The organism is Pseudarthrobacter sp. fls2-241-R2A-127, assembly GCF_030209355.1.
Lineage (GTDB): Bacteria > Actinomycetota > Actinomycetes > Actinomycetales > Micrococcaceae > Arthrobacter.
In genome coordinates this window covers 36,332-60,834 of sequence record NZ_JARVSF010000002.1, presented here as the reverse complement: position 1 = coordinate 60,834, position 24,503 = coordinate 36,332, and the positions used below count along the sequence as shown (strand labels likewise).

The 24,503-nt window shown below is 67.3% G+C and carries 25 protein-coding genes and 1 pseudogene; 15 read left to right on the top strand and 11 right to left on the bottom strand.

Annotated elements, in window-relative coordinates; all coding sequences use genetic code 11:
* Nucleotides 1–215 precede the first annotated feature (215 nt).
* Nucleotides 216–1,340 (top strand): FUSC family protein, encoded by a 1,125-nt coding sequence (locus QRN53_RS00315; RefSeq protein WP_285242042.1) that lies wholly within the window; start codon nucleotides 216–218, stop codon nucleotides 1,338–1,340.
* On the opposite strand, the gene QRN53_RS00310 is transcribed toward QRN53_RS00315, so the two are convergent.
* Entirely contained in the window at nucleotides 1,308–2,069 is a 762-nt protein-coding gene (locus QRN53_RS00310; protein ID WP_285242041.1) for an SDR family NAD(P)-dependent oxidoreductase, read from the bottom strand. The two genes, QRN53_RS00315 and QRN53_RS00310, sit on opposite strands and share 33 nt — an antisense overlap.
* 224 nt (nucleotides 2,070–2,293) lie before the next feature.
* Here QRN53_RS00310 and QRN53_RS00305 point away from each other — a divergent pair, with 224 nt between their 5' ends.
* Complete coding sequence (locus QRN53_RS00305) at nucleotides 2,294–2,614, top strand: hypothetical protein (protein WP_285242040.1); 321 nt, start codon at nucleotides 2,294–2,296, stop codon at nucleotides 2,612–2,614.
* 29 nt (nucleotides 2,615–2,643) lie between these two features.
* Here QRN53_RS00305 and QRN53_RS00300 read toward each other — a convergent pair whose 3' ends face one another.
* From QRN53_RS00300 to QRN53_RS00270, 7 genes and pseudogenes are all read right to left on the bottom strand, one after another.
* Nucleotides 2,644–2,973 (bottom strand): GNAT family N-acetyltransferase, encoded by a 330-nt coding sequence (locus QRN53_RS00300; protein WP_285242039.1) that lies wholly within the window; start codon nucleotides 2,971–2,973, stop codon nucleotides 2,644–2,646.
* A 15-nt stretch (nucleotides 2,974–2,988) separates the two neighbouring features.
* Nucleotides 2,989–4,344: an acyltransferase family protein gene (locus QRN53_RS00295; RefSeq protein ID WP_285242038.1), complete on the bottom strand. Its 1,356-nt coding sequence runs from the start codon at nucleotides 4,342–4,344 to the stop codon at nucleotides 2,989–2,991.
* 96 nt (nucleotides 4,345–4,440) lie between these two features.
* Nucleotides 4,441–4,845 carry a DUF1304 domain-containing protein gene (locus tag QRN53_RS00290; RefSeq protein ID WP_285242037.1) on the bottom strand — a complete coding sequence of 135 codons (405 nt, stop codon included), beginning with the start codon at nucleotides 4,843–4,845 and terminating at the stop codon, nucleotides 4,441–4,443.
* Nucleotides 4,846–4,881: 36 nt separating this feature from the next.
* Nucleotides 4,882–5,745, bottom strand: a complete 864-nt coding sequence (locus tag QRN53_RS00285) for a class II fructose-bisphosphate aldolase (RefSeq protein WP_285242036.1) — start codon at nucleotides 5,743–5,745, stop codon at nucleotides 4,882–4,884.
* Nucleotides 5,745–7,211, bottom strand: coding sequence for a GntP family transporter (locus tag QRN53_RS00280; protein ID WP_285242035.1), 1,467 nt, complete (start codon nucleotides 7,209–7,211; stop codon nucleotides 5,745–5,747). Before QRN53_RS00280 ends, QRN53_RS00285 begins: the two co-directional genes overlap by 1 nt.
* A gap of 158 nt (nucleotides 7,212–7,369) precedes the next feature.
* Nucleotides 7,370–8,263: pseudogene (locus tag QRN53_RS00275) on the bottom strand (NAD(P)-dependent oxidoreductase); the annotation flags it as partial.
* A gap of 64 nt (nucleotides 8,264–8,327) precedes the next feature.
* Nucleotides 8,328–9,839: a four-carbon acid sugar kinase family protein gene (locus QRN53_RS00270; protein ID WP_285242033.1), complete on the bottom strand. Its 1,512-nt coding sequence runs from the start codon at nucleotides 9,837–9,839 to the stop codon at nucleotides 8,328–8,330.
* 173 nt (nucleotides 9,840–10,012) lie between these two features.
* Between QRN53_RS00270 and QRN53_RS00265 the strand changes: the two genes are divergently transcribed.
* Nucleotides 10,013–10,717, top strand: a complete 705-nt coding sequence (locus QRN53_RS00265; protein WP_285242032.1) for a FadR/GntR family transcriptional regulator — start codon at nucleotides 10,013–10,015, stop codon at nucleotides 10,715–10,717.
* Nucleotides 10,718–10,824: 107 nt separating this feature from the next.
* Nucleotides 10,825–11,037: a dodecin gene (locus QRN53_RS00260; RefSeq protein ID WP_285242031.1), complete on the top strand. Its 213-nt coding sequence runs from the start codon at nucleotides 10,825–10,827 to the stop codon at nucleotides 11,035–11,037.
* Between the two features lie 85 nt (nucleotides 11,038–11,122).
* Here QRN53_RS00260 and QRN53_RS00255 read toward each other — a convergent pair whose 3' ends face one another.
* Both QRN53_RS00255 and QRN53_RS00250 read right to left on the bottom strand, forming a co-directional pair.
* Nucleotides 11,123–11,329 carry a hypothetical protein gene (locus QRN53_RS00255; protein WP_285242030.1) on the bottom strand — a complete coding sequence of 69 codons (207 nt, stop codon included), beginning with the start codon at nucleotides 11,327–11,329 and terminating at the stop codon, nucleotides 11,123–11,125.
* A 149-nt stretch (nucleotides 11,330–11,478) separates the two neighbouring features.
* Nucleotides 11,479–12,393, bottom strand: coding sequence for a helix-turn-helix domain-containing protein (locus tag QRN53_RS00250; RefSeq protein ID WP_285242029.1), 915 nt, complete (start codon nucleotides 12,391–12,393; stop codon nucleotides 11,479–11,481).
* Nucleotides 12,394–12,592: 199 nt separating this feature from the next.
* On the opposite strand from QRN53_RS00250, the gene QRN53_RS00245 reads away from it, so the two are divergent.
* From QRN53_RS00245 to QRN53_RS00200, 10 genes are all read left to right on the top strand, one after another.
* On the top strand, nucleotides 12,593–13,414 hold the full coding sequence (locus QRN53_RS00245; protein ID WP_285242028.1) for an aldo/keto reductase: 822 nt from the start codon (nucleotides 12,593–12,595) through the stop codon (nucleotides 13,412–13,414).
* A gap of 75 nt (nucleotides 13,415–13,489) precedes the next feature.
* Nucleotides 13,490–14,461 carry an aldo/keto reductase gene (locus QRN53_RS00240; RefSeq protein WP_285242027.1) on the top strand — a complete coding sequence of 324 codons (972 nt, stop codon included), beginning with the start codon at nucleotides 13,490–13,492 and terminating at the stop codon, nucleotides 14,459–14,461.
* A complete protein-coding gene (locus tag QRN53_RS00235) occupies nucleotides 14,455–15,477 on the top strand; it encodes an NAD-dependent epimerase/dehydratase family protein (protein ID WP_285242026.1) in 1,023 nt (340 codons plus the stop codon). The genes QRN53_RS00240 and QRN53_RS00235 overlap by 7 nt, the downstream gene beginning before the upstream one ends.
* 81 nt (nucleotides 15,478–15,558) lie before the next feature.
* Nucleotides 15,559–16,281 (top strand): TetR/AcrR family transcriptional regulator, encoded by a 723-nt coding sequence (locus QRN53_RS00230; protein ID WP_285242025.1) that lies wholly within the window; start codon nucleotides 15,559–15,561, stop codon nucleotides 16,279–16,281.
* A 127-nt stretch (nucleotides 16,282–16,408) separates the two neighbouring features.
* The gene (locus QRN53_RS00225; RefSeq protein ID WP_285242024.1) at nucleotides 16,409–17,665 is read left to right on the top strand and encodes an acyl-CoA dehydrogenase family protein; all 1,257 of its coding nucleotides are present in this window, start codon (nucleotides 16,409–16,411) and stop codon (nucleotides 17,663–17,665) included.
* 45 nt (nucleotides 17,666–17,710) lie between these two features.
* Nucleotides 17,711–18,907, top strand: a complete 1,197-nt coding sequence (locus QRN53_RS00220; protein ID WP_285242023.1) for an acetyl-CoA C-acetyltransferase — start codon at nucleotides 17,711–17,713, stop codon at nucleotides 18,905–18,907.
* Nucleotides 18,908–18,947: 40 nt separating this feature from the next.
* Nucleotides 18,948–20,504, top strand: coding sequence for a long-chain-fatty-acid--CoA ligase (locus tag QRN53_RS00215; protein WP_285242022.1), 1,557 nt, complete (start codon nucleotides 18,948–18,950; stop codon nucleotides 20,502–20,504).
* Nucleotides 20,505–20,539: 35 nt separating this feature from the next.
* A complete protein-coding gene (locus QRN53_RS00210; protein ID WP_285242021.1) occupies nucleotides 20,540–21,373 on the top strand; it encodes an aldo/keto reductase in 834 nt (277 codons plus the stop codon).
* A gap of 130 nt (nucleotides 21,374–21,503) precedes the next feature.
* On the top strand, nucleotides 21,504–21,767 hold the full coding sequence (locus QRN53_RS00205) for a GlsB/YeaQ/YmgE family stress response membrane protein (protein WP_018763745.1): 264 nt from the start codon (nucleotides 21,504–21,506) through the stop codon (nucleotides 21,765–21,767).
* Nucleotides 21,768–21,893: 126 nt separating this feature from the next.
* The gene (locus QRN53_RS00200; RefSeq protein WP_285242020.1) at nucleotides 21,894–22,295 is read left to right on the top strand and encodes a YtxH domain-containing protein; all 402 of its coding nucleotides are present in this window, start codon (nucleotides 21,894–21,896) and stop codon (nucleotides 22,293–22,295) included.
* Between the two features lie 176 nt (nucleotides 22,296–22,471).
* On the opposite strand, the gene QRN53_RS00195 is transcribed toward QRN53_RS00200, so the two are convergent.
* The gene (locus tag QRN53_RS00195) at nucleotides 22,472–23,314 is read right to left on the bottom strand and encodes a putative protein N(5)-glutamine methyltransferase (RefSeq protein WP_285242019.1); all 843 of its coding nucleotides are present in this window, start codon (nucleotides 23,312–23,314) and stop codon (nucleotides 22,472–22,474) included.
* 89 nt (nucleotides 23,315–23,403) lie between these two features.
* Between QRN53_RS00195 and QRN53_RS00190 the strand changes: the two genes are divergently transcribed.
* Nucleotides 23,404–24,465, top strand: coding sequence for a lactonase family protein (locus QRN53_RS00190; RefSeq protein WP_285242018.1), 1,062 nt, complete (start codon nucleotides 23,404–23,406; stop codon nucleotides 24,463–24,465).
* Nucleotides 24,466–24,503 lie beyond the last annotated feature (38 nt).

Below are 24,503 nucleotides of genomic sequence, written 5' to 3'. Positions count from 1 at the left end.
CTGCCACCCGGGCATTCTTGTAGCCCACGCTCGCAGGCCCGTCCGGCGTGCTTCCTTGCGAAGCACACCGGGCGGGCCTTTGCGCGGGTTCCGGACACCCCGGTGTCCCCGTGTGACTGCAGCCATATGGCCCTGCCTGGCGCCCGGTGATAACTTCCAAGGGGCGCGGCACTTAGATCGAAACCGCAGCACAGCACTACAGGACAGGTAGGGACATGAAGCGCGTAATGGACCAGGTACGCGCGCTCCACCGGCTGGAACCGGCCACCAACGACCATCTGGCGGCCCTCCGGGTAGCACTCAGCGTGGCCGCCCCCTCCCTGGTCCTGCTGGCCTTGGGCCGGACCGACCTGATCATCTACGGCGTCTTCGGAGCCCTCACCGGGATGTACGGCCGCTCGGAGCCGCACCAGCTGCGGCTCCGGCACCAGGGCCAGGGTGCCCTGGTGCTGCTCAGCGGGGTAGCCGTTGGCGTTACGCTGTCCGTCAACCACATCCACTCGTGGTGGCTCGTGGCCGTGGAAGCAATCCTCGCCGGAGTGGGCTCCATCTACTCCGACCGGGTGCGGCTGAAGCCGAACGGGCCCTTCTTCGGGATCCTCGCCCTCGGCGCCTGCGCTTCCGTTCCCGCCGCGGTCCCCTGGCATGTGGCCATGTTCATCGCGGCGGCATCATCAGCGTTCTCCATCCTGATCGGATTCAGCGGCTGGGTGCGAAGCAGGGCGTGGGAGCCCGGAGCCACCCGGAAAGTACCGCGCCGATCGGCGGCAAGGCGGCGTGAACTCGTGGTCCACGCCGCTCGGTATGTACTGGCCGTGGGCGCCGCCGGAACGGTGGGCGTCATCAGCGGCAGCGGCCACCCGCACTGGGCCATGGCCGCCGCCGCCGTACCGCTGGCAGGCGCCGACCTCCCCAGCAGCGTCCGGCGGGGTGTCCACCGCATCGTGGGGACGCTCATTGGGCTGGCGGTCACCGCCGTCGTGCTTCTTCCGGAGCCCTGGGCCTTGCCGGGCCTTTACCCCGCATTCCAGGAACCGGTACACCGGACCGCCGTGCTGGCACTACTGGTCATCCTCTTCCAGTTCGCCACCGAGCTGTTCATGACCCGCCACTACGGCCTGGCGATGGTCTGGTTCACCCCGGTCATCCTGCTGATGACCCAGCTTGCCTCGCCCACCGAACCCCGGGTACTTATCCTTGAGCGCGCCGTGGAGACGCTGGTGGGGGCGCTGCTGGGAATCCTGGTGGTGCTGGCTGTCCGGCGGCCGGGCGCCCGGACGCGTCCGGCAGCCCTGGCCGGCCGGACCTTATTTCGGTTTCCGCGCCGGCCCGGCCATTAGCCGCGCCGGGGCCACCCTTGCCACCGCAGCCACCGCTTTGTAGCGCTTGGACGGAATGGACACAGCCTTGCCCCGCTCGTTGTCCGCGAGGCCTTCACGGACCACCCGTTCGGCCCGCAGCCACGTCCAGGACGGCGCCACCGACTTGTCCATGCCCATCCGGTCGTGGAACTCCGTATGGGTGAACCCGGGACAGACGGCCGTGACCTTGACCCCGCGCTTGCGGTAGGCCAGGTTTGCCCAGCGGCTGAAACTCACCAGCCAGGCCTTCGCCGCGGAATACGTTCCCCGGGGCAGGAAGGCGGCCACGCTGGCGACGTTGATGATCCTGCCTTCCCCGCGTTCCAGCATGCCCTTCAACGCCGCGTGGGTGAGCAGCATGGACGTTTCCGCGTGGAGCTTGAGGTGGTTCTGTTCCTCCTGCGCGTGGTTGTCCTCGAAGTTGTGCAGCAGCCCGATCCCGGCGTTGTTCACCAGGATTCCCACCGGGCGGGAAGCGTCCTGGAGGCGTTCGACGACGGCGGCGACGTCGGCGTCCAGCGTGAGGTCCGCGGGCAGCACCTCAGCCGTGATCCCGTGGCGCCGTTGCAGATCCGCCGCCGTTGCCTCGAGGCGGGAGGCGTTGCGCGCCACAAGGACCAGGGGGTGCCCCTGGGCCGCGAGCTGCCGTGCGAATTCGAGTCCCAGCCCGGCGCTGGCTCCGGTGACAAGTGCGGTTGTTGGCGTCATGCTGCAAGCCTAACCAGCCGCCGGCGCTAAGGCCTGACGAACCGGGCGGCGGCCTGCGCCCCAACCCGGTCACACCAGCCCGCGGCCGCGAAGGCCCGGGCGCAGGACTTGTGCATCAATTAGTAAGCATGCTTTTCTTGTGGGGTAGATGAACCTCCGCAAGCAGTTCGCGGCGGGACAGCCGGCCCCGGCGGTTCCGTGACAGAAGCCCAAGGAAGAACATAATGACCACCGCAATGGATGACCGGCTGATGGCGTTTGGGGAGCGCCGCGAACCGGCTGAGCAGTTTCTGGCCACCACGGTACCCGTCGACGCAGGACTGCTGGTGACCCTCAATTCGCGCATGCACTGCCGCACGCCGATGCAGCTTGTCGACCACGGGGAACGGCCGGTCCGGCAGCCCGTCTACGTCGACGGGACTTCCGTGGTGGCGCTGCGGCCGGAGACGGCCGAAACCATCACCACGTACCGCTGCGCCTGCGGCTTCACCATTGACGACCCCGGAAGCGCCCTGGCGGTCAGCGACAAGGCCCTGGCCAGCTGACTCCCGGCCCCGTCAGCGCCGGCCCAAGGTCAGCGCCCGGGCCAGTCCACAAACTGCTCGTACCCTTCGTGCTTGCGGAGGTAGCTGGACATGAACGGGCAGTGCGGAATGATGCGTTTGCCGGTGGCCACCACGTCATCCAGGGCAAAATGGGCCAGCACCTTGGCCAGTCCCTGCCCCTCGAATTCCTGGCCCGTCTCGGTGTGGGTGAAATCGATATGACCCGGCAGGTCGTGGAAAAAGGCCTGGACGGCGAGCCGTCCGTCCACCAGGAGCTCATACCGGTGATCCGCGTCATTGCGCCTCAGGGTGACGTTGGGGGTGAACTCATCCTCTGTGGACATGGTGTTCTCGGTCATGGTTCGACACTGGCACTACTTCACCCCGCTGGCAATGCCCCTTCTGCCGCGCCTCCGCCGGGATGCGGGCCGGGCCGCCGGTAGACGCCGGGATGCGGTCCCGGCCGGTGGCCGGCTACGGCGGGAAAAGCCGCCCAGCAGCAAGATCGCCGCGGAAAAGCACAGCGTTCCCGCAGCCAGCAGTCCCAGTGACAATCCGCTGAGGGCGGCGTCAGCCGCGGGAATGAAGACCACCACGACGGCGGCCGCAGCGAAGGCGGGCCGTCCGCCGTAGGCGTGTGGCGTCGTCGTCCGGTCCTCCAGCCGGCCAAAGGCGGCCGCGACGGGGAGCAGCAGGAGGACCAGGGCCAGGACCACCACGGGCCGCGACCACCACCACGCGGCGGTGCCGGCGCCGGGCTTGGGGAACGGCACCAGGAGCAGCAGTCCCGACATCGCGCCCAGCAGCGGCAGGTGCCACAAGTACACCGTCAGGGACCGGCTGCCCGCCACGCCCACGAGGCGGCCAATCCAGCGGACCTCGGCGAGCGACGCGAGGACCGGCCGCGCCAGCTCCATCACGGCCAGCTGAGAAACGCCCAAGAGGACCAGGGTGAGGTTGGGTGGATTGAGGTTCACCAGCATGTTGCCGGTGTACAGTCCCAGCCCCGTCACCACACCCAACGCCAGGTTTGCTGCCAGCGCGATGGCCAGCAGCCCGGAACGGGAAAGCCGGGACGTCCAGCCGTCGGCCGCCAGGAAGCCCAGTTGCTGCACTGCGCACCACACGAACACCAGGTTCGCGTAGGCAAGGTTCGGCAGCGCTGACCGGAAGCAATCCACGGCAACCACCAGGCCGAGGAGCAAGCCGAGGGCCAGCCAGGGGGAACGCGCATGGAGCGCCGCCAGGACCGGAATGTTCAACTGCGCCGCGAGGTAGGCGGCCAGGAACCACAGCGGCATGCCGGCGCCGGTGGCCATGAGCTGGACCACCTGCGGGTCCACCCCGAGGGCACGGGCCAACGACAGTCCCAGGACCATCGCCGCAAGCAGCGCGGTGGCCGGACGGACCAGGCGCAGGAGCCGTGCCCGGATGAACTGGGCCGCCGTCCCGCCCCGCGCCTTCAGCCGGCGCCAGGACTGCAGGCCGGTCACACCCCCGGTAACGAAGAACAGGGGCATCACCATGAAGATCCAGATGACGGGGACAAACCAGTCCTGGTCGCCAAGGGTGTTCTGCGTGGTTACGGTCCCGTCCGGGTGCAGGACCGGGCTGACCATCATGGAATGCCCCACCACCACCAGTGCCAGGCAGACGAAGCGGACAAGGTCGATCGCCGGATCACGGGCTGCCGTGTCCGCCTGGCCTTCACTCCCCTGCCCGCGCCGCACCGCGTGGCCCTACAGCGTCCCGGCCCTGTTCACAGCACTATTCTGCGCCCGTTGCCGGTGGTGTAGAAGGGGCAGGTGCGCCGGCGGCCGGGCGGGCTAGAGTACCGCCACCAGGCCCAGGACGACGGCGAGCAGCGGCGTTACGCCCTGGGTGGCGGCCGCGCGGAGGTACTTGCGGCCGCTGAGGGCCAGGACCAAGGCCGCCAGGAGCATGGACCCGCAGCTGGAAAAGACCAGGGTCCAGCCGGCCACGTCCTGCGCGGACCCTGCCCCGAGCCCGAACACCACCAGGCCGATTCCGGTCAGGGCGCCTGCCGCCAGGAAGAGGTTGTAGAACCCCTGGTTGTACGCCAGTGACCTGGTGATCTCGGCATGGTCCTGGGATTCGATGCTGAAGCGTTGCCAGGTGGCGGGCCGGGTCCAGGTCACGGATTCCATGGTGAAGATGAACACGTGCAGCGCCGCAGCAAGGAAAGCAAAAAAGAGGGAGGCCAGGATCATTGCTTGATCCTAGCCTCCCGCGAAGTGGAGTTGTTCCTAGCGTGCGAGCGTGGCCAGCGTTGCGGTGGCGAATTCCCTGGCGGAGTGGTTCCACCGGCCCAGCAGGCCCTGCAGGTTTTCGCCGTCCGCGCGGTGGGCGGGCAGCTGGTCCTGGAGGGTGGCCAGCACGGCGGTCCTCAGTTCGGTGTTGAAATTGACCTTGCCAACGTTCATGGCCGCCGCTTTGACCAGTTCCTCGGCGGGGATCCCGGAGGCGCCATGCAGCACCAGCGGAATATGCACCCTGGCCGCAATGTCCTGGAGCACGTCCCATCGCAGCCGCGGCTCGCCCTTGTACTTGCCGTGGACATTGCCCACGGCCACGGCAAGTAGTTCCGCGCCGGTGCGGGACACGAAGTCCTCCACCTGCGCTGAGTCCGTCAGCCCCGCCACGTCGACTCCGGCTTGGCCTGCCGGCTGGTCGGCGGAGAACGCCCGGTCCTCGTCGCCGGCCAGGCCGCCAAGCTCCGCTTCCAGCACCACGTCGGGGCCCAGCAGGGCGCGGGCAGCCTGGACCAGCGCGATGTTGTCCTCGTAGGGCAGAGACGAACCGTCGGCGAGGACGGAATCCGCCCCAGCCGCGACGGCGTCGGCCATCACCATCAGGTCGCCGGCGTGGTCAAGCTGCACAGCCACCGGTACCGCTGCGGCATCCGCCAGTCCACGCAGGGCAGCAATGAGCCGGAGCCCGTTGGGGGTGGCGGCGGTCTTTGGGGCCACCAGCAGGATCACGCCCCGGCCGGAGTCCTCGGCGGCACCCACCACAGCCAGGGCGGTGGTGAAGTCGTAGCAGGTGAAGGCCGGAACGGCGGAACCCTGCTGCAGGGCGGAGGTAACCAGATGGTCCAGTCGGGTACGCATCAGACGCCCAGGCCTCCCACCAGGATCCAGGCCACAAAGGTCAGCAGGAAGCCGGCCACGCCAAGGATGGTGGTCAGGACGGTCCAGGTCTTCAGGCCGTCGGAGACGGTGAGTCCGTAGTACCGCACCACCACCCAGAAGCCGGCGTCCGTCACGTGGGACAGGCCCAGGGCGCCGAAGCCGATGGCGATCACGATCACGGCAATCTGCGCCGGGCTGTAGCCGCCGCCGCTGACTGCCGCGGACAGCAGGCCGGTGGTGGTCACGATGGCCACGGTGGCCGAACCCTGGGCGGCGCGCAGGGCCAGCGAAATGATGAACCCGAGCAGCAGCAGCGGCACACCGAGGGTGTCCAGGGTCTTGGACAACGCCGAACCGATGCCGGAGACCTGCAGCACGTTGCCGAACACACCGCCGGCGGCCACCACCATCAGGATGGAGGCGATGGGAGGCAGGGAGCCTTCGAAGATTTCACCGGTTTCCTTGAAGGACCAGCCGCGGCGGACGGCCAGCAGGAAGAAGGAGAGCGCGACGGCCACCAGCAGGGCCAGGAAGGGGTTGCCGATGAAGGCTGCCAGGCCGTACATCGGATCGGACTTGGGGAGCACCAGCGTGCCAACGGTGCCGAGCAGGATCTGCACGATGGGTGCTGCGATCAGGAAGATGATCAGGCCCGGCCGGGGAGGTGCAATGGCAGCAGCGCCGGGGCCGTCGTGGCCCACCTTGACGAGCGAATCGGAGCCGAACTCCTCCACCTGGGCCTTCACGGCGGCCAGCAGTTCGTAGTCCTTGCGGTTCATGATGGAGGCCACCCAGTAGGACAGGAAGCCCAGCGGGATGCAGATCAGCAGCGAGATCAGGGCGATCAGTCCGATGTCCGCGCCCAGCACGCCGGCGCCGGCCACGATGCCCGGGTGCGGGGGCACGGCCACGTGGATGGCGAGCATGATGCCGGCCATGGGCAGGCCGAACTTGACCGGGTGCACCTTGGCGATCTTGGCGAAGGCGTACACGATGGGCACCAGCACGATGATGCCCACTTCGAAGAACACGGGGATGGCCACCAGGAAGCCGACTGCGGTGAGCGCCACGGCTACGCGGCGGGCACCGAGCTTGCGGGTGAAGTGGTCAGCCAGTGACTGGACCCCGCCGGAGACCTCGATCATGCGGCCCAGCACGGCGCCGAGCGCGATCAGGATGGCCACCTTGCCCATGGTGCTGCCCACGCCGCCGGCTACCACGGTGAAGATGTCCTGCAGCGGGATGGTGGCGGCCACGGCCACCAGGATGCTGACGGTCAACAGGGCTACGAAGGCCTGGATCTTGAAGCGGATGATCATCACCAGCAGGATGGCGATGCCCACCGCCGCGATGGTGAGCAGCAGCGGGGTGCCCAGCTCCACGGCGGGCTTGATGGCCGGGGCGTCGGCGGCCCGCTGGATCAGCGGACTCATCAGGTGGTTCACGGGGTGTCTCCTTTGACGTGCCGGTCCCGGGGCAGGACGGCATCAGGTATCACGGCGGGGATGGAACGCTGCGGAACAAAGCCGCAACGCTGGGAGGTACGACGACGGCGGAGGGGGGACCGCCGTCGTCGCACCGTTTGGGGGGAAGGCGCTTACTTGGTGCGCTTGGCCGGGGCGACGACCTTGATGACGGCGGAGTCATCAGCGGCGGCGAGGCCCTGGGCCTGGCCCAGGAGGTAGAGCTGCTCGGCGGCGGCGGCAACGGGGGCTGCCAGGCCGGCGGCGCGGGTGGCTTTGCCCACGATGCCCATGTCCTTGACGAAGATGTCCAGGCGGGACAGGACCTCGGCGCCTTCCTCGTTGTAGGCCTCCAGGATGCGGGGCCCGCGGTTGGAGAGCATGAAGGAACCGGCGGCGCCCGCTTCGAGGGCGGCGAGGGTCTTGGCCTGGTCCAGTCCGAGTGCGTCGGCGAGGGCCAGCGCCTCGGCGGCGGCGGCGATGTGGACTCCGCACAGGAGCTGGTTGACGGTCTTCAGGGCCTGGCCGTCGCCGGGGTTGTCGCCCACCACGGTGAGCGTGGAGGCGAGCAGGTCAAGTGCGGGTGCTGCCTTTTCGCGGGCTTCCGGGGATGCACCGACGACGATCAGCAGGTCGCCTTCGCCGGCGCGCTTGGGGCCGCCGGAGAGCGGGGCGTCCACCAGGTCCACGCTGTATTCGGCCAGTTTGGCGACGGTGGCGGGGATGGCGTCGGTGCCCACGGTGCTGCCCAGGATGACCACGGCGCCCGGCTCGAGGACGGAGGCCACGCCGTTTTCGCCGAAGAGGACATCGTTGAGCTGTTCTCCGTTGCGGACTGCCAGGAGGACGGCGTCGGCACCCTTGGCGGCTTCGCGGGCCGTGGCGAAGGTGGCGATGCCGGCTTCCCGGGCGAGCTCCAGGCGGGGTTCGGCGATGTCGAAGCCGTGGACGGTCAGCTGGGAGGCCAGGCGGGTGGCCATGGGCAGGCCCATGGCGCCGAGGCCCAGGACGGTGACGGTGTAGTTGCTGGTCATGGTGTTTCTCCGTTGAATTGAATAGGGGCCACGCTCGCCGGGTTCCCTGGCCGAGCTTGCGAGGTTAGGGGGCGAGTGGGGATGTGTTGCTGAGCTTGCGGGTGACCTGGGCGAGGGAGTCGTCGTCGCCCACGTTGCCGGCGAAGACGATGTACGGGATGCCCTTGGCGGGTCCGTCCACCGGCTCCCAGAGGCTGACGATGCCCGGGAGCATGGGGCCGCGGACAATGCCGTGGCGGATTTCCAGGCCGTGGGCTGCGACGTCGGAGGAGGTGATCCCGCCCTTGGCGATGACGAACCGCGGCGGGAAGGTCTTCAGGGTGCGGTTCACCACGTCCACGACGGCGGCGGAGACGGTCCGGGCGATCCGCAGGCTTTCGGCGGGGTCGTCCGTCTTGATCAGCAGGCGGCTGGTGTGGACGATGACGTCGCCGGTGCGCAGGGCGTCAACCACTGCGTCCACGGTCCCGTCCAGGTGTGCGCCGGCGTCGGTTTCGGCACCGAGGAGCTTCTCGACGTCGATCTCGATAATGCGCGCCGAGCTGTGTTCGGCGGTGAGGACGTTGAGTTGGCGGGTGGTCACGCCAACGTGCGAGCCGACCACGATCAGGCCGCCGGCTTCCGACGGGGTGTTGCCGGCGTAGGCCTCTTCGGAGGTCAGCGCAGTCCGGACTTCCTGTCCGATGCGGCCGCGGACGAACGGGGGGCCCACGCGGTACAGCAGCTTCTTGCCGCGGCGTTCCGCCTCTTCGAGGCCCAGTGCCAGGGCCCGGAAGTCGTTCTCCGTGACGATGTCCGCCACGATGGGGGTGGAGTCCGTGGCGGGTTCGATGGCGTCCGCGATGGCCTTGGCGGAGATTGCCGGGTCCTGGGCGAAGGAGCCGGCACGGATGATGTTCAGGTCCAGGACGATCACTGAGTCCGCGGGGAACCGGCCCTGGGATTTCTCAGCGACGTAGTCGGCCATGACGGAGGTGCTGAAACCGAAGGAGGCGTCCTTGGCGAACTCGGTCTCGGAGACGGGAACCAGGGTGCCCTTGGCTTCGCCGGTGCCGCGCATGTAGTGGACGCCGCCGATGGTGAGCCGGCCGGCGTCGGGGAAGGCGGGGACCAGGACCACGCCGTCGGTCTTCTCTCCGCTGACCTCGGCAACAGTGGCCGCGATGACGTCGGGCTCCAGCGGATAGTGGCCGCGGAGGGTGGAGTCGCTGCGGCTGACGAATCCCAGCCGCAGCGAGCCGGACGAACCTGCCGCGGTGAGGGCGTTCCGGACCACTTCAGCGTTGCGGTCCGCAGCTTCCGCGGGGTCGAGGCTGCGGGTGTTGGTGAGGACGTACACCGCGGGCTTCGCCGTACCTTGCGCAATATGCGCAAAGGCCCAGGTGAAGTCCTCCACGTCCCACCTGGTGAGCACGGGCAGGTCCGCCACGGACTGGGTGCCGGTGGGATCGTCGTCCAGCACCACCAGGATGCGGGGAACCTCGGCGTTGGCAGCGTCCAGGGAGGCGGCAACAAGCCCTGCGGGGATCTCTATGTCTGCCGGGTAGGCGGCCAGAAGGTCTGCTTCAAGCGTCACAGTGCACTCCGTTGTGTAGCGATCCGGGACCCGGATACTGGTGTAAAAGGTAACTGTAAGATGTCTGACATCTTGCATTTGAATGCTAGTGTGGCACACGGCATAAAGACGCGCAAGTAGACTTGTCTGACATATCCGCCGGGCGTTGGCCCGAAGCAGGAAGCGGGGGAACCATGGCAAGGAAATCGCTGGTCGGCATCGTGGCCGATGAGCTGCTGGACCGCATCATCGAAGGCGAGTTCCCGCCCGGCGCCACGGTTCCGGGCGAACTGGAACTCAGCGCCCGCCACGAAGTCAGCCGGATGACGGTCCGCGAGGCCATGAAGACGCTCCAGGCCCAACAGATCCTCAGCGTCGAACGCGGCAGGGGAACGTTCGTGAACCCCCTGAGCCGCTGGACATCGCTGGAAGCGGTGCTGCGGGCAGCATCCGAGGGCAAGAACGACGCCGACGCCTCCATCCAGCTCATCGAGCTCCGCCGGATGCTGGAAACCGGGGCCTGCGAACTTGCCGCCGGACGCATCTCGGAGGAGGACATCGCCTCCCTGTTTGCCTACGTTTCCGCCATGAAGGCGGCCAACAGCATCAACGACGTCGACGCATTCGTTGAGGCCGATCTCGGCTTCCACGACGTCATCCTGCGGGCCTCGGGCAACGTCTTCGTCTCGGTCCTGTTCGAACCGCTGCACCGCGTCCTGGAGAAGCGCCGGGCCGAGACATCGGCGGTTCCGGCGATCCAGGAACACGCCATCGGGCACCACCAGAACATCGCCGAGGCCCTGGAATCCCGCGATCCGGTCCGATCCCGCACGGCCATGGACGCCCACATGCAGCAGACGCTGGACGACCTGCGGAGCCTGGTCCTGCCCGCCAAATAGTCCGCGACGCTGTAGGGGGCCACCCCCTCTGGTCAACGCTCTCGGAGTGCCACTAGGCTTCAGGGACGGCCCGCAACCGGGAGCAACGATGATCACGAGGAGCGAAGTTGTCCAACCACACGTACAGCATTTCTGAAATTGTCGGCACCTCCACCGAGGGCGTGGACGACGCCGTCCGGAACGGCATCGCCAAAGCCTCCCAGACCCTCCGGAACCTCGACTGGTTTGAGGTGAAGGAAATCCGCGGACACCTGGAGGAGGGCAAGGTGGCCGACTGGCAGGTGACCATCAAGCTCGGCTTCCGCCTGGAAGACAACTGAACACCCAGTCTTTAACGCCGGGAGGTCGTGAAGCGATGGCTTCACGACCTCCCGGTTTTAGATTGTCGCCTACTCCGTTGGCGCCCTAGTTCGCCGTGCCCGGGCTGCGGCGCCGCCAGACGGTTGCGACGCCGTCGAACGCGGGGAAGACCTGGCCCTCGAAGAAGGACAGGACGGTGCGGGAATCGGATTCAGGGCTCCACAGGCCGGAGGCCGGGCAGTGCGAACCCGTGGCTGTTGACGTTGCGCCGGCGAAAGCGTGGCGTTCCTTCAGCAGTGCGATGCGTTTCATCGTTGAGACCATCCTGGGGTGACTAAAAAGGGGCGGGAAGCTTGTCCTTCCACCCTAGGAAATGGCCGGCCGCAGACCAATGGGCGGCTGGCCAGAATCGACGCCATTCGCTGGACGAATGTACAGTAGCGGCGTCCAGGCGGCGGCGATCAGTCCGCCGGGCCGCCGTCGGCCACCGTGGCCGCGTCCCGCGCGCCGCCCGTTTCGCGTGCGGCAACGGTGCCGGCGGCACCCAGGCTGCCCAGCAGCGCCAACGCGTCCGACGACGGCGATCCCGGCCGTGCGGAATACACCCGGAGCATTTGGTCGGGGTCCTCCGGCAGGACCAGGTTCTCGAAGTTCAGTTCCAGGTCGCCCACCTCGGGATGGTGCAGCCGGACGGTACCCGCCGACCTCGTCGCCACCCGGTGCCCGGCCCACCATTGGCGGAAATGCTCGCTGTTCACGGCAAGCTCACCCACCAGGTGGTTGGCTTGCGGATCGTTGGGGTGCCGCCCCACGTCCAGCCGAAGGGATCCGGCAGCTTCGGCAGCCACTGTCTTCCAGTCCCTGAACAGCTCCCTGGCCGAGGGGTCCAGGATGGTCCAGCGGGTGAGGTTCCGCTCCGCCGCAGGCAATGCCGGAAAATCGGTGAACAACAGGAATGCCATCCGGTTGCCTGCCAGGACATCGCTTCGCCGGCCCAGCACCATGGCGGGCACCTCCCCTACCGCGTCCAGGAGCTGCCGGAGTGCGGGCCGCACCCCCTGCGCGGCGGCGGCGCCGGCCTCGCGTGGACCGCCGGCACAGTTCTCCAGCAGGTCCAGCATGTGCGCGTGCTCGCTGCTGTCCAGCCGCAGCGCCCTGGCCACAGCGTCCAGCACGGTGCGTGAGGGGTGGATGTTGCGGCCCTGCTCCAGCCGGACGTAATAGTCGGTGCTGACCCCGGCCAACCGCGCCACTTCCTCCCGCCGCAGGCCCGGAACCCGGCGCGCGCCGGTGCTCGGGCCCGTGCCCGCCACCTCCGGACTCAGCCGGGACCGCATGGCTTTGAGGAATTTTCCGAACTCGGCGCTTTGACCCATGCACACCATTCTGCCCGTGAAGGGTGCCGCGCTCCACCTGCAAGGTAGGACTGGGAATCCTAGGAAAAACAGGAACAGCTTTGCCTGCTGACTTGTCCGGCAAAAGTGCATAGGCTCAGGAGTGAGCCAGCGGAAACCGCTTTCTTCGTCGAGCAGCCGGCACCGATCCACGCATCACCACCGTCTTAGGAGCACACCCATGTCAGAGCTGACACTCATCAACGGCGTCACCATCCCGCAACTTGGCTTCGGCGTTTTCCAGGTCCCGCCGGAAGACACCCAACGCACCGTGGAGGACGCCCTCCAAGCCGGCTACCGCCACATCGATACCGCGGCCGCCTACCGCAACGAGGCCGGGGTAGGAGCTGCACTGGCCGCCACCGGCATCCCGCGCGAGGAAATCTTCGTCACCACCAAGCTGCGCAACGGCGAGCAGGGCCGGGCACAGGAAGCCTTCCAGAACAGCCGCAAAGCGCTGGGGCTGGACTTCATCGACCTTTACCTCATCCACTGGCCCGTCCCCTCGCAGGGACTGTTCGCCCAGGCATGGAAGGAGATGGAGCGCCTGTACCAGAACAAGGAAATCCGCGCCATCGGAGTCTCTAATTTCCTGTCCGACCACCTCGACACCCTGCTGGAGTCGGCCGAAACCGTGCCCGCCGTCAACCAGATCGAACTGCACCCCAGCTACCAGCAGGCGGACCTCGCCGCAAAGTGCCGGGACCTGGGAATCGCGGTCGAGGCGTACAGTCCGCTTGGCCAGGGCGGGGACCTGAACGGAAATGCCGTCACAGCGATCGCCCACGCCCACGATGCCACCACCGCCCAGGTGGTTCTCGCCTGGCACCTGGCCCAGGGCAACATCGTCATCCCCAAGTCAGCCAACCCAGGGCGGATCCGGGAAAATTTTGCGGCGTCCTCCCTCACCCTCTCCACCGAAGAACTTGCGGCCATCACGGCGCTGGAATCCGGTGCCCGCATCGGTTCCGATCCCGCCGTCGCCGCCTTCACCCAGATGTAGGTTCCGGCAAGCCCAACCACCGGGCGGCACGCCCCATCGTCGGGCGGACAGGCCCAACCCTCGAAAGGATCTTCCATGCAGTACACCCAGTTGGGCCGCTCAGGCCTGAAAGTTTCCCGCCTCTGCCTTGGCACCATGAACTTCGGGCCGCAGACGGAGGAAGCGGACGCCCACAGCATCATGGACTCCGCCCACGAGTCCGGCATCAACTTCTTCGACACCGCCAATGTGTACGGCGGGGCCGACCACCGCGGCTGGACCGAGGAAATCATTGGGCGCTGGTTCGCCAAGGGCGGCGAGCGCCGCGAACGCACCGTCCTCGCCACCAAGCTCTACGGCACCATGACGGACCGGCCCAACGAGTCCAAGCTGTCGGCCTTGAACATCCGCCGGGCCTTGGATGCGAGCCTCAAGCGGTTGCAGACGGACTACATCGATGTGTACCAGTTCCACCACATCGACCGGGACACACCTTGGGACGAGATCTGGCAGGCCATCGAAGTGGCGGTGCAGCAGGGGAAGATCCTGTACTCCGGCAGCAGCAACTTCGCCGGCTGGCACATCGCGCAGGCCCAGGAAGCGGCACGGCGGCGGAATTACACCGGGCTGGTCAGCGAACAGTCCATCTACAACCTGTTCACGCGGCAGGTGGAGCTGGAGGTCATCCCGGCGGCGCAGCAGTACGGCCTGGGCCTGATCCCCTGGTCGCCGCTCCAGGGCGGCTTGCTGGGCGGCGTTCTTAAGAAGGAGCGCCAGGGCGTCCGCCGCACCGAAGGACGCGCCGCCGAGACGCTGAAGAAGCATGAAGACCAGATCCGCCAGTATGAGGACTTCGCGGACGAACTGGGCCACGAGCCCGGCGACGTGGCCCTTGCCTGGCTGCTGCACCAGCCAGCCGTGACCGCCCCGATCGTGGGACCTCGTACGCAGGAACAACTCGATGCCGCCATCCGCGCCCTGGACGTCACACTCGACGCAGACGCGCTCAAGCGGCTTGACGACATCTTCCCGGGCCACCGCACGGCACCGGAAGACTACGCGTGGTAACTCCGCTTGCCGCCGGAACGGTGGCGCCACGGAACATCCTCTTCGTTGGCGGCACCGGGGTCATCAGCGCGGCGGCGGCAGAACACGCCGTCGCGCTGGGCCACCGGCTGACCATCCTCAACCGGGGCCAATCCACCAGGCCGGTTCCGGACGGCGCTGAAGTGCTCCATGCGGACGTCCGAGATGCTGACGCCGTCCGGAAGGTGCTGGGCGGCAGGGAGTTCGACGCCGTGGCGGACTTCATCGCCTACACCTCGGACCAGGCGCGAACCAGCATGGACCTGTTCCGGGACCGGGTGGGGCAGTATGTCTTCATCAGCTCCGCCTCGGCCTACCAGAAGCCGCCCACCAGGCTGCCCATCCTGGAGTCCACGCCGTTGAAGAATCCCTTCTGGCAGTACTCCCGGGACAAGATTGCGTGCGAGGAGCTGTTGTTCCGGGCCTACCGGGAGGATGACTTTCCAGTGACCGTCGTCCGGCCGTCGCACACCTATGACCGCACCAAGATCGCCATGGTGGGCGGCTGGACGGACATCCACCGCATGCGCAACGGCCTTCCGGTCATGGTCCACGGTGACGGCACCTCGCTGTGGACGCTCACGCACAGCAAGGACTTCGCCAAGGCGTTTACCGGGCTGCTGGGAAGGCCACAGGCGGTGGGCGAGAGCTACACCATCACCTCGGACGAGTACCTGCCCTGGAACCAGATCTACCAGCTGTTCGCCCGGGCGGCCGGCGTCCGTGAACCGGAACTGGTGCATGTGGCGTCCGAAACCATCGCCGCGCACGACGAGGAACTGGGTTCCAACCTGCTGGGTGACCGGTCCCATTCGGTGGTCTTCGACAACACCAAGATCAAATCCCTGGTCCCGGATTTCGCGGCCACAATCCCGTTTGCGGACGGCGCCCGGGAAATTATCCAGTGGCACGACGCCCACCCGGAGCTGCAGCAGGTCAACGAGGCCTATATGCAGCTTTCGGACAAGCTCATCAGCTGGGCCCGGCAAGGCGCCTGATCCGTCCCCGCCGGCGTGGCCGGCCTGCCGCAGCATCCCGCGGCAGGCCGGCCACATTGCTGCTGTGCTAGATTTCGGCGCATGACCTCGCCCCCTCCCAGCCATCCTGCCGACGGGCCCGTTGCCGCCGCTATCGACCTCCTGGCCAAACAGGGTTTCGATGCAACGTCTGTTGAGGAACTGGCGGAGGCCTCGGGCATGAGCCGCAGCACATTCTTCCGCAGGTTCGGGTCCAAGGAGGATGTGGTCTTCGCCGACCACGAGCGCATCCTGCTGCAGGTCAACGACCGGCTGGCGGATTCGCGGCTGGAGCCGCTGGCCGCCGTGGCGGATGCGGCGCTGCTGGTGTTCGACCACCACCTGCAGAACCGCGCAACGTCGCTGGCCCGGTACGGGCTCCTCCAGGCGGTGCCGGCCCTCCGGGACCGCGAGCTGGTCACCTCCCACCGGTATGAGCGGGCTTTCCTGCGGTACCTCAAGGAGAACCTGCCCAAGGACGGCCGCCACGAGTACACGGCCGTCGCCTTCGCCGCAGCGGTGGTGGCCGTACACAATGCTTTTCTCCGGCAGTGGCTTCGCGCCTCCGCCGTCCCCGGGGAATCCGGGCCGCCGGACAGGGCGCGGGCGGCAGCCTTGGCCAGTGAACTCTCAGCCCTGGCCGAAACGTTCCGGCCCGCCCTCCTCGGTGCTGCCGCCCCTGCCGCCGCCAGCGATCACAAGGCGGCCACCGTCGTCGTCACCGTGCTCGCCGGTCCGGCGGACAAGGACGCCATCGCCCAGGCGGTCCGCGATGCACTGCCCTGAAACGCCCGAAGCAATTGATACGGAGTTTCTTGACGTGGAACTGCGTTTCAGTGCATTCTTAGTCGATGCGGCGTGAGCCACATCACCCGGGCGGCCCGCGGCCGCCGCTGAACCAGAGGATGCAGACATGACGACGACGTCGCCCAGCCCCGCGCCCACCATCACCGGAGGTGCGCCGGAGTTCCCGGCCGGAACGATGGAACCCGACTACCTCCTCACCGAGGCGCTCGGCACCGATCCTGCCTCCGTTTTCACCGGTATCGATGCCGAAGACCGGAAGTACTGGGACCGCGCCCGCCGCTTCGTCCAGGAAGAAGTCCTCCCCGTCATCGACGGGTACTGGGAACGCGGCGAATACCCGCTGCACCTGCTCCACCGCCTCGGCGAACTGGACCTGCTCCGCGACGGCATCACCGTCAACGGCTTCGAGCCGATGAGCAGCATGGCCGCGGGACTGGTGAACATGGAAATCAGCCGCGGGGACGGATCCGTGGCCACCATGATCGCGGTCCAGGGCGGCCTTGCACTGCGGTCCGTTGCGGAGTGCGGATCCGATTCACAGAAGGAGCGCTGGCTGCCGGCGATAGCCCGCGGTACCGAGTACGCAGCCTTTGCCCTCACCGAGCCCACCCATGGATCCGACTCCGTGGCGCTGGAAACCACGGCAACCCGTACTGACGGCGGTTTCCTGCTCAACGGCGAAAAGAAGTGGATCGGCAACGGTTCCATCGGCGGCGTCAGCGTTGTCTGGGCGCGCGGCGAGGACGGCCAGGTCCACGGCTACCTGGTCCCGCAGGACTCCCCCGGCTACGCCGCCACCAAGATCGAGGGCAAGCTGGCCCTTCGCGCCATCTGGCAGGCCCACATCCGGCTGGAGAACGTCTTCGTGCCCGAAGCAAACGTCCTGCCCGGCGCACGCACCTTCAAGGACACCGCCCGCGTCCTGTTGGCGACCCGCCTGGGCGTGGCCTGGTCCGCCGTCGGACATGCCACCGCATGCTACGAAACTGCCGTCCAGTACGCCCGGCAGCGCCAGCAGTTCGGCCGCCCGCTGGCCGCGTCTCAGATCATCCAGGAGCGCCTCGCGCGGATGCTGAGCGAACTGGCCACCATGCAGCTGATGGTGGTCCAGATGACCCGGCTCGACGAAGCCGGAACGCTGACCCCGGAGCAGGCCTCGCTGGTCAAGTACACCTGCACCCGGACGGCCCGCGGCATCGCCTCCAATGCCCGCGACCTCCTGGGCGGCAACGGCATCCTGCTGGCCAACCGGGTGGCCCGGCACCTGGCGGATATCGAAGCAATCCATACGTATGAAGGCACCGAAACCGTGCAGGCGCTGATCATCGGCCGCGGCATCACAGGCGTCTCCGCCTTCGCCTGACCCGTGCCCCTGGCTCCGCAACCCGTCTGCCCGAAAGGACTGTTCTTGAACCAGAACGCCAACATCCCCGTCATCCTCGGCGGCGCCCGGACCCCCTTCGGCAGGTTCCGCGGCGGCCTCACGCCTTTCTCCTCGAGCCAGCTTGGCGCCCACGCCATCCGGGCAGCGCTGGAACGGAGCGGCGTGGCACCGGAACAAATCGATGCCGTCATCGTGGGGCAGGTGATCCAGGCCGGCGCAGGCCAGGGCCCCGCACGGCAGGCCAGCCTGGCCGCCGGCATCGGCTGGGACGTTCCCACCATCACCATCAACAAGCTCTGCCTGTCCGGGCTCACTGCGGTCATTGATGCCGCCAGGATGATCCGCACCGGCGAAGCCGACTTTATTGTCGCCGCAGGCCAGGAGTCGATGACCAACGCACCGCACCTGGTCCCCGGGCTTCGCGCAGGCGTCGTCATCGGCGATGCTCCCATGCTCGACTCCCTGAACCACGACGGGCTCCAGGACCCGGTGAGCGGCAAGCTGATGGGCGAGGCCACGGATACAGGAAACGCCGAACGCGGAATCACCCGTGCCGAGCAGGACGCCGTGGCCGCCCGCTCCCACCAGCGCGCCGAAGCCGCCCGGGCCGCCGGCGTGCTCGCGGAGGAAATCGCGCCGATCCAGGTACCGCAGCGCAAGGGCCCCGCCGTGACCCTTGAACACGACGAGGGCATCCGGCCGGAAACCACCGAGGAATCCCTGGCGCAACTCCGGCCCGCGTTCTCAAAAGACCCGGCAGCAACCATCACCGCAGGCTCCTCATCACCCCTGTCCGACGGAGCGGCGGCGCTTGTCATTGCCAGCAAGGCCGCCGCGATCGCCGCCGGGCTCGAATGGATCGCCGAAATCCGCGCGCACGGCCAGACTGCCGGACCGGACGGCTCCCTGCACTCGCAGCCGGCCCGGGCCATCGAGCGCGCCCTCAAGGACGAAGGCCTCAGCACGCAGGACCTTGACCTGGTGGAAATCAACGAGGCCTTCGCCTCGGTCCTGATCCAGTCCGCGAACGATCTTGGCATCGATTCCGCCACCGTGAACGCCGAAGGCGGCGCGATTGCCCTCGGCCACCCCGTCGGCGCCTCGGGCGCCCGCCTGGTGCTGCACCAGGCGCTGGCGCTGAAACGGCGCGGCGGAGGCACCAGCGTCGTAGCCCTCTGCGGGGGCGGCGGCCAAGGCGACGCCCTCATCCTCAAAGCGTGACCCTCCCACCAGCGCAACCCTCCCACCAAAGAAGCAGGCCATGAACAACACCACCTCCGCCGACGGCTTCGCCACCATCTCCGTCGCCGCCATCCTGGCCGAATCGGCACACCGCACTCCGGACAGCATCGCCCTCATTGTCGGTGACGACCAGGTCAGCTACCGGGACCTGTGGAACCATACCCGCGCCTACGCCGGAGCATTGAAGGCGCGGGGCGTGGGCCCGGGAGACGCCGTCGCCGTCCTGATTCCCAACGTTCCGGACTTCGCGCGGGTGTACTACGCCATCCTGTCGCTGGGCGCCATCGTTGTCCCTGTCCACGCCCTGCTCAAGGGCCGCGAGATCGAATATGTCCTGCAGGACAGCGGGGCCGGGCCGCTGGTCTGCGCTGCCCCGCTCCTGGCGGAGGGTGCGGCGGGCGCTGCCGCCAGCGGGGTGGACGTGGTGACGGTCTTGGCCCCGGACGACGACGGGTTCCCCCGGCTGGAGGCGGAGGCAGCCGCCGCCGAACCCATCCGCACCTATGAACCGTGCCGCCCCTCGGATACGGCCACCATCCTTTACACCTCGGGCACCACCGGCAAACCGAAGGGGGCGCTGGGCACGCACTTCGCCCTGGTGGAACAGACCAGCGTGCTGCTCACCAGCGTGATGGACTTCCGGCCCGGTGACGTCCTGTTCGGCGGGTTGCCGCTTTTCCACACCTTCGGCCAGACCGTTGTCCTCAACACGGGACTCCGCGCCGGTGCCACGATCGTCCTCATGCCACGCTTCACCGGTCCGGACGCGTTGAAGCTGCTGGCAACGCACGACGTGAACATCTTCCTCGGCGTGCCCACCATGTACGTGGCGCTCCTGGAAGCCGCTAAAACAGTGCCGGACCGGCCGACGGCCCTGCGGTACGGCATCTCCGGCGGAGCGTCGCTGCCGCTGGCCGTGATGGACCGGTTCCGCGACGTCTTTGGCGTGGAGATCCACGAAGGGTACGGCCTCACCGAAACCTCCCCGGTGGCCGCTTTCAACCATGTGGGCACCCCGCCCCGGCCGGGAACCATCGGCGTCCCTATCTGGGGCGTCGACATCGAGATCGCCCGCCCGGAGACCGTGGAAAGCATCGAACTGCTGCCCAACGGGGAACTTGGCGAGCTGGTGATCCGCGGACACCTGCTCATGAAGGGCTACCTCAACCGCCCGGACGCCACCGCGGAAGCCGTGGTGGACGGTTGGTTCCGCAGCGGAGACCTTGGCACCAAGGACGACGACGGCTACCTCACCATCGTGGACCGCAAGAAGGACATGATCATCCGCAACGGCTACAACGTCTACCCACGCGAAGTGGAGGAAGTCCTGTTGACCCACCCCTCCGTGGTCAGCGCCGCCGTTTACGGAATTCCGGACGAGATGCACGGGCAGGAGATCGCGGCCGCAATCGTGTTGGACTCGGGGGCCACCGTCACGGAATCCGAGCTGATCGAGTTCGCCAGCACACGGCTGGCGGCCTACAAGTACCCGCGGGTGGTCAGGATCCTCTCCGAGCTTCCGCTTGGTCCGAGTGGAAAGATCCTCAAGCGGAAACTTGCCGGGGACCCGGCCTAAGGCCGGATCCGTCCGATAAGGGGGAGACTGATGGCATGACATTTGCACCGCTCATCCCCCTCAATGACGGCAACAGCATCCCCCAGCTCGGTTTGGGCACCTGGCCGCTGGACGACGACCAGGTGGCGGCCGCCGTCGTACGGGCCGTGGAAGCCGGGTACCGGCACATCGATACCGCGGTGAAGTACGGCAACGAGCGCGGGGTGGGCAACGGCATCCGGGCAACCGGACTGGACCGCGGCGAACTGTTCGTCACCACCAAGCTCGACGGTGAATTCCAAGGCCAGGACCGCGCCGTTGCGGGGCTGGAGGGCTCGCTGAAGCGCCTGGGCGTGGACTATGTGGACCTGTTGCTGATCCATTGGCCCCTGCCGGCAAGGGACCAGTACGTTTCCACCTGGCAGACGTTTGAACGGCTGCAGGCGGAGGGAAAGGTCCGGTCCATCGGGGTGTCCAACTTCAAGCCGGCCCACTTGGAGCGCCTGATGGCAGAGACGGACGTGGTGCCTGCGGTCAACCAGGTCCAGCTGAGTCCCGCGATTACCCGGACCGCTGAGCGGGAATTCCACGCCAAGCACGGGATTGTCACGGAATCGTACAGCCCCCTGGGCGGATCCGGCGCAGGTTTGCTGGGCGCCCCCATCCTGGCGCAACTGGCGGAAAAACACGGGAAAACTCCCGGCCAACTGGTCCTGAGGTGGCACATACAAAACGGATTGGTAACGATTCCCAAGACCGCTGATCCGGGGCGTATGCAGGAGAATTTGGACGTGTTCAATTTCGTCCTGGACCCGCAGGATCTAGCGGATCTTTCGGTCCTGGACGAGGGTCCGGGCGCAGGCAACGATTCAGATAGAACCGGGCACTAAAAACTGCCTGAAGCGCTCTTTTTCCAAAAACAGGTTGGCAAATAGATAGTAAGCATGATTACTATTGAGCCAGAAGGATGAAGTGCCTCCGGGACCCGGAGGCCTCCTCTACGTAGGAAGAGAGCGACAAATGGGATTTATTGCATTTTTGATTCTCGGACTTATCGCTGGTGCGATCGCTAAGGCGATCCTCCCGGGCAGGCAGGGTGGCGGCTGGGTCGTCACGCTGATCCTGGGCGTTGTTGGCGCGCTCCTCGGCGGCTGGCTGGGCGGAATGATCTTCGGCAGTGGACTGCAGGAGTTCTTCTCCATCCAGACCTGGCTGCTGGCGATCGTCGGCTCGCTGATCGTCCTTGCCATTTACGGCATGGTCACCCGGCGCAGCGCCCGCTAACAGCTCGGGCAAGCCAGGAAGCCGGCTTGGGGACACCCTCCCCAAGCCGGCTTTCATTTTCTCCGGTGACGGGCGCGCACCGCGCCGGCCGGAACTGACAACCCTCTCGGAGAGCAGGAGTTCATCGTGAAAAACAAGCTTCTTTTGGGTGTTGGCGTTGCCATTGGGTACGTTCTCGGCTCACGGTCGGGCCGCGCAGCCTACGACAAGCTGAAGACCCGTGCGGCCGGCATTTGGGACAGCAAGCCGGTCCAGCACAGGGTCGCCGTGGCCACCGAGGCCGTCAAGGAAAAGGCCCCTGAAGTGGCCGACCAGCTCGGTGAAGCCGCCCGCAGGGCAGGCACTGTGATCGGCTCCGCAATGCATCGCGACGGGACCTCCGGCACAAACCGGACGTCCGCAGCCACTGCCGGCACCTCCCCCGCCAGTGGCATGGCCGGGCTGGACGAGGACCACATTCCCGCCCACAGCACCCACCCGGAGACCACCAACCTTGGCACCTCAACTGGGTCAGGCGGCAAGGCCTGACCCCTGGCCCATCGCCTTCGGTCCGGTTCTGCAGCCGTGTGACAAGCAGGCCCGACCGGTGGTGTGCTACAACTGAATCGCTTTGCTGGCCGTCGCGATCCTTGGGGGACGCGGCGGCCAGCATTGTCTTAAGCCCGGCCACGTCGTTTTCGCGGCACGTTTCAGCCACGGCGCACTTAGTCCTTCCCGGCCCCGGGCACGGCGCGGCCTACAACAACCGTCGCATCCAGCTCCTCCGAACGGACTATCCGGGTCCGGAACCCGGCCGCAGCCAGGGTGGCTGAAGTCCCTGCCGCCTGGCGTTCACTCGTTTCGATAACCACGTGCCCACCAGGCGCCAGCCACTCGATGGACCCGGCCGCAACACGTCGGTGGAAGTCCAGTCCGTCCGCGCCGCCGTCCAGCGAAATTACCGGTTCGTACAGCCGGGCTTCGGGCGGCATGGTCCGGATGGCTTCAGTTGGCACATAGGGAGCGTTGACAGCCAGCAGCCGGACCCTGCCGCGCAACGCGGAGGGAAGCGCCTCAAACAGATCGCCCCGGTGAACGCGGCCACCAAGCGGTCCGATGTTTCGCAGCGCGCACCGTGCAGCAGTGGCATCGATGTCGGCCGCGTGCAGTTTCACGCCGGGCACCGCCTGCACGATGCCTGCTCCAACGGCACCGGATCCGCAGCACAGGTCGACGACCACCGGAGCTGCCCCCACGGGGCCGGAGGACAGCAGGGCAACAGCCTGGTTGACCAGCAGTTCCGTGCGCCGACGCGGTACAAATACCCCCGCTTCAACAACAATGCGCCGGCCCGCGAACTCCGCCCAGCCCAGCACGTATTCCAGCGGCACACCCGCGACGCGCCGCCGGATATTCCGGTCCAGCTCCGCAGCACCGGCGGCTTCCGACAACAGCAGCCGGGCCTCCTCCTCGGCGAAAACGCAGCCGGCAGAGCGCAGGAGGGTGACGATGTGATCGAAAGCCGGGGTGGGATGGCCGTCAACAGCGCTCAGGTCAGGAACCGGCATATCAACGCCTCTCTGCCATGGCTGGAAATCCCATGCTAACGGCCGGTCCGGTGCAGGGAAATGGGGCAAAGTGTTGGAAGGATGGAACCATGACCTCGGGCACAGACACCAGCATTCTCTGGATCGGAAGCTACACCGACGACGCCGGCGGCCGGGCCGACGGTATCGGTGCGGCGGCCGTGCGTCCGGACGGGAGCCTTGAATGGCTGGGCACGGCAGTCCAGGCCCCATCGCCGTCGTTCGTGGCAGTCCACCCAACCCTCCCGGTGGTGTATGCGGCTGCCGAGCATTCCCAGGAAGTGCGCGCCTACCGCCGCCGGGGCGATTTTGGATTGGAACCGCACGGACAGCCCCAACCGGCCGGCGAGGCCACGTGCCACGTTGCCGTGGATCCGGCCGGGCGATTCCTCACTGCAGCGTGCTGGGGCGACGGGCAGGTCCTCCTTTACGAATTGGATACCGACGGCGGCATCACGGGGCGGTTTCCCGGCGCACCATCGGTGGATCCCCACGCCGGCCTGGTTCCCGGCGGCCTGGTTCCCGGCGGCCCCAGGCAAAGCCGCGCCCACGCCAGCCTGATGCTGCAGGACGGCCGCATCATGACCACCGACCTGGGTCATGACGTGCTCCGAATTTGGAACTACGTGCCGGGAACCGGGCTGGTGGCCGACCATCACGTGGTCCTCCCCCACGGCAGCGGTCCCCGGCACATGGTCCAGCACCACACCGGCGCCGTCTTCATCGTGTCCGAATACTCCGTGGAGGTTTTCGTGGTCCGCCCGGCGGCCGGCACCTACGAACTGGTATTCAGCGGACCCGCCACTGCAAGCGGTGGCCAGGAAGGCGATTCCGCAGCCGAAATCTGCCTCGGCCCGCAGGGCAGGTTCGTCTACGCCGGCGTCCGCGGCTCCAACATCATCAGCGTCCTGGCTGTGGCCGGGAGCGGCATGGAACTGTTCCCCACCGGGGACGTCCCCAGCGGCGGTGACTGGCCCCGGCACCACCTGGTCCGGGGAAACCGGCTGCACGTAGCCCACGAACGGGCGGACAACGTCGCCACGTTCGAACTGGACCCCGCCACCGGCTTCCCCGGGTCCAGGCTGCATCTCCTTCACACCCCGTCACCCACAGCCCTCATAGCCGCCGGATAGCGGCAAGCCACGTGGGTCCGTTGAGCACATGAAAACCG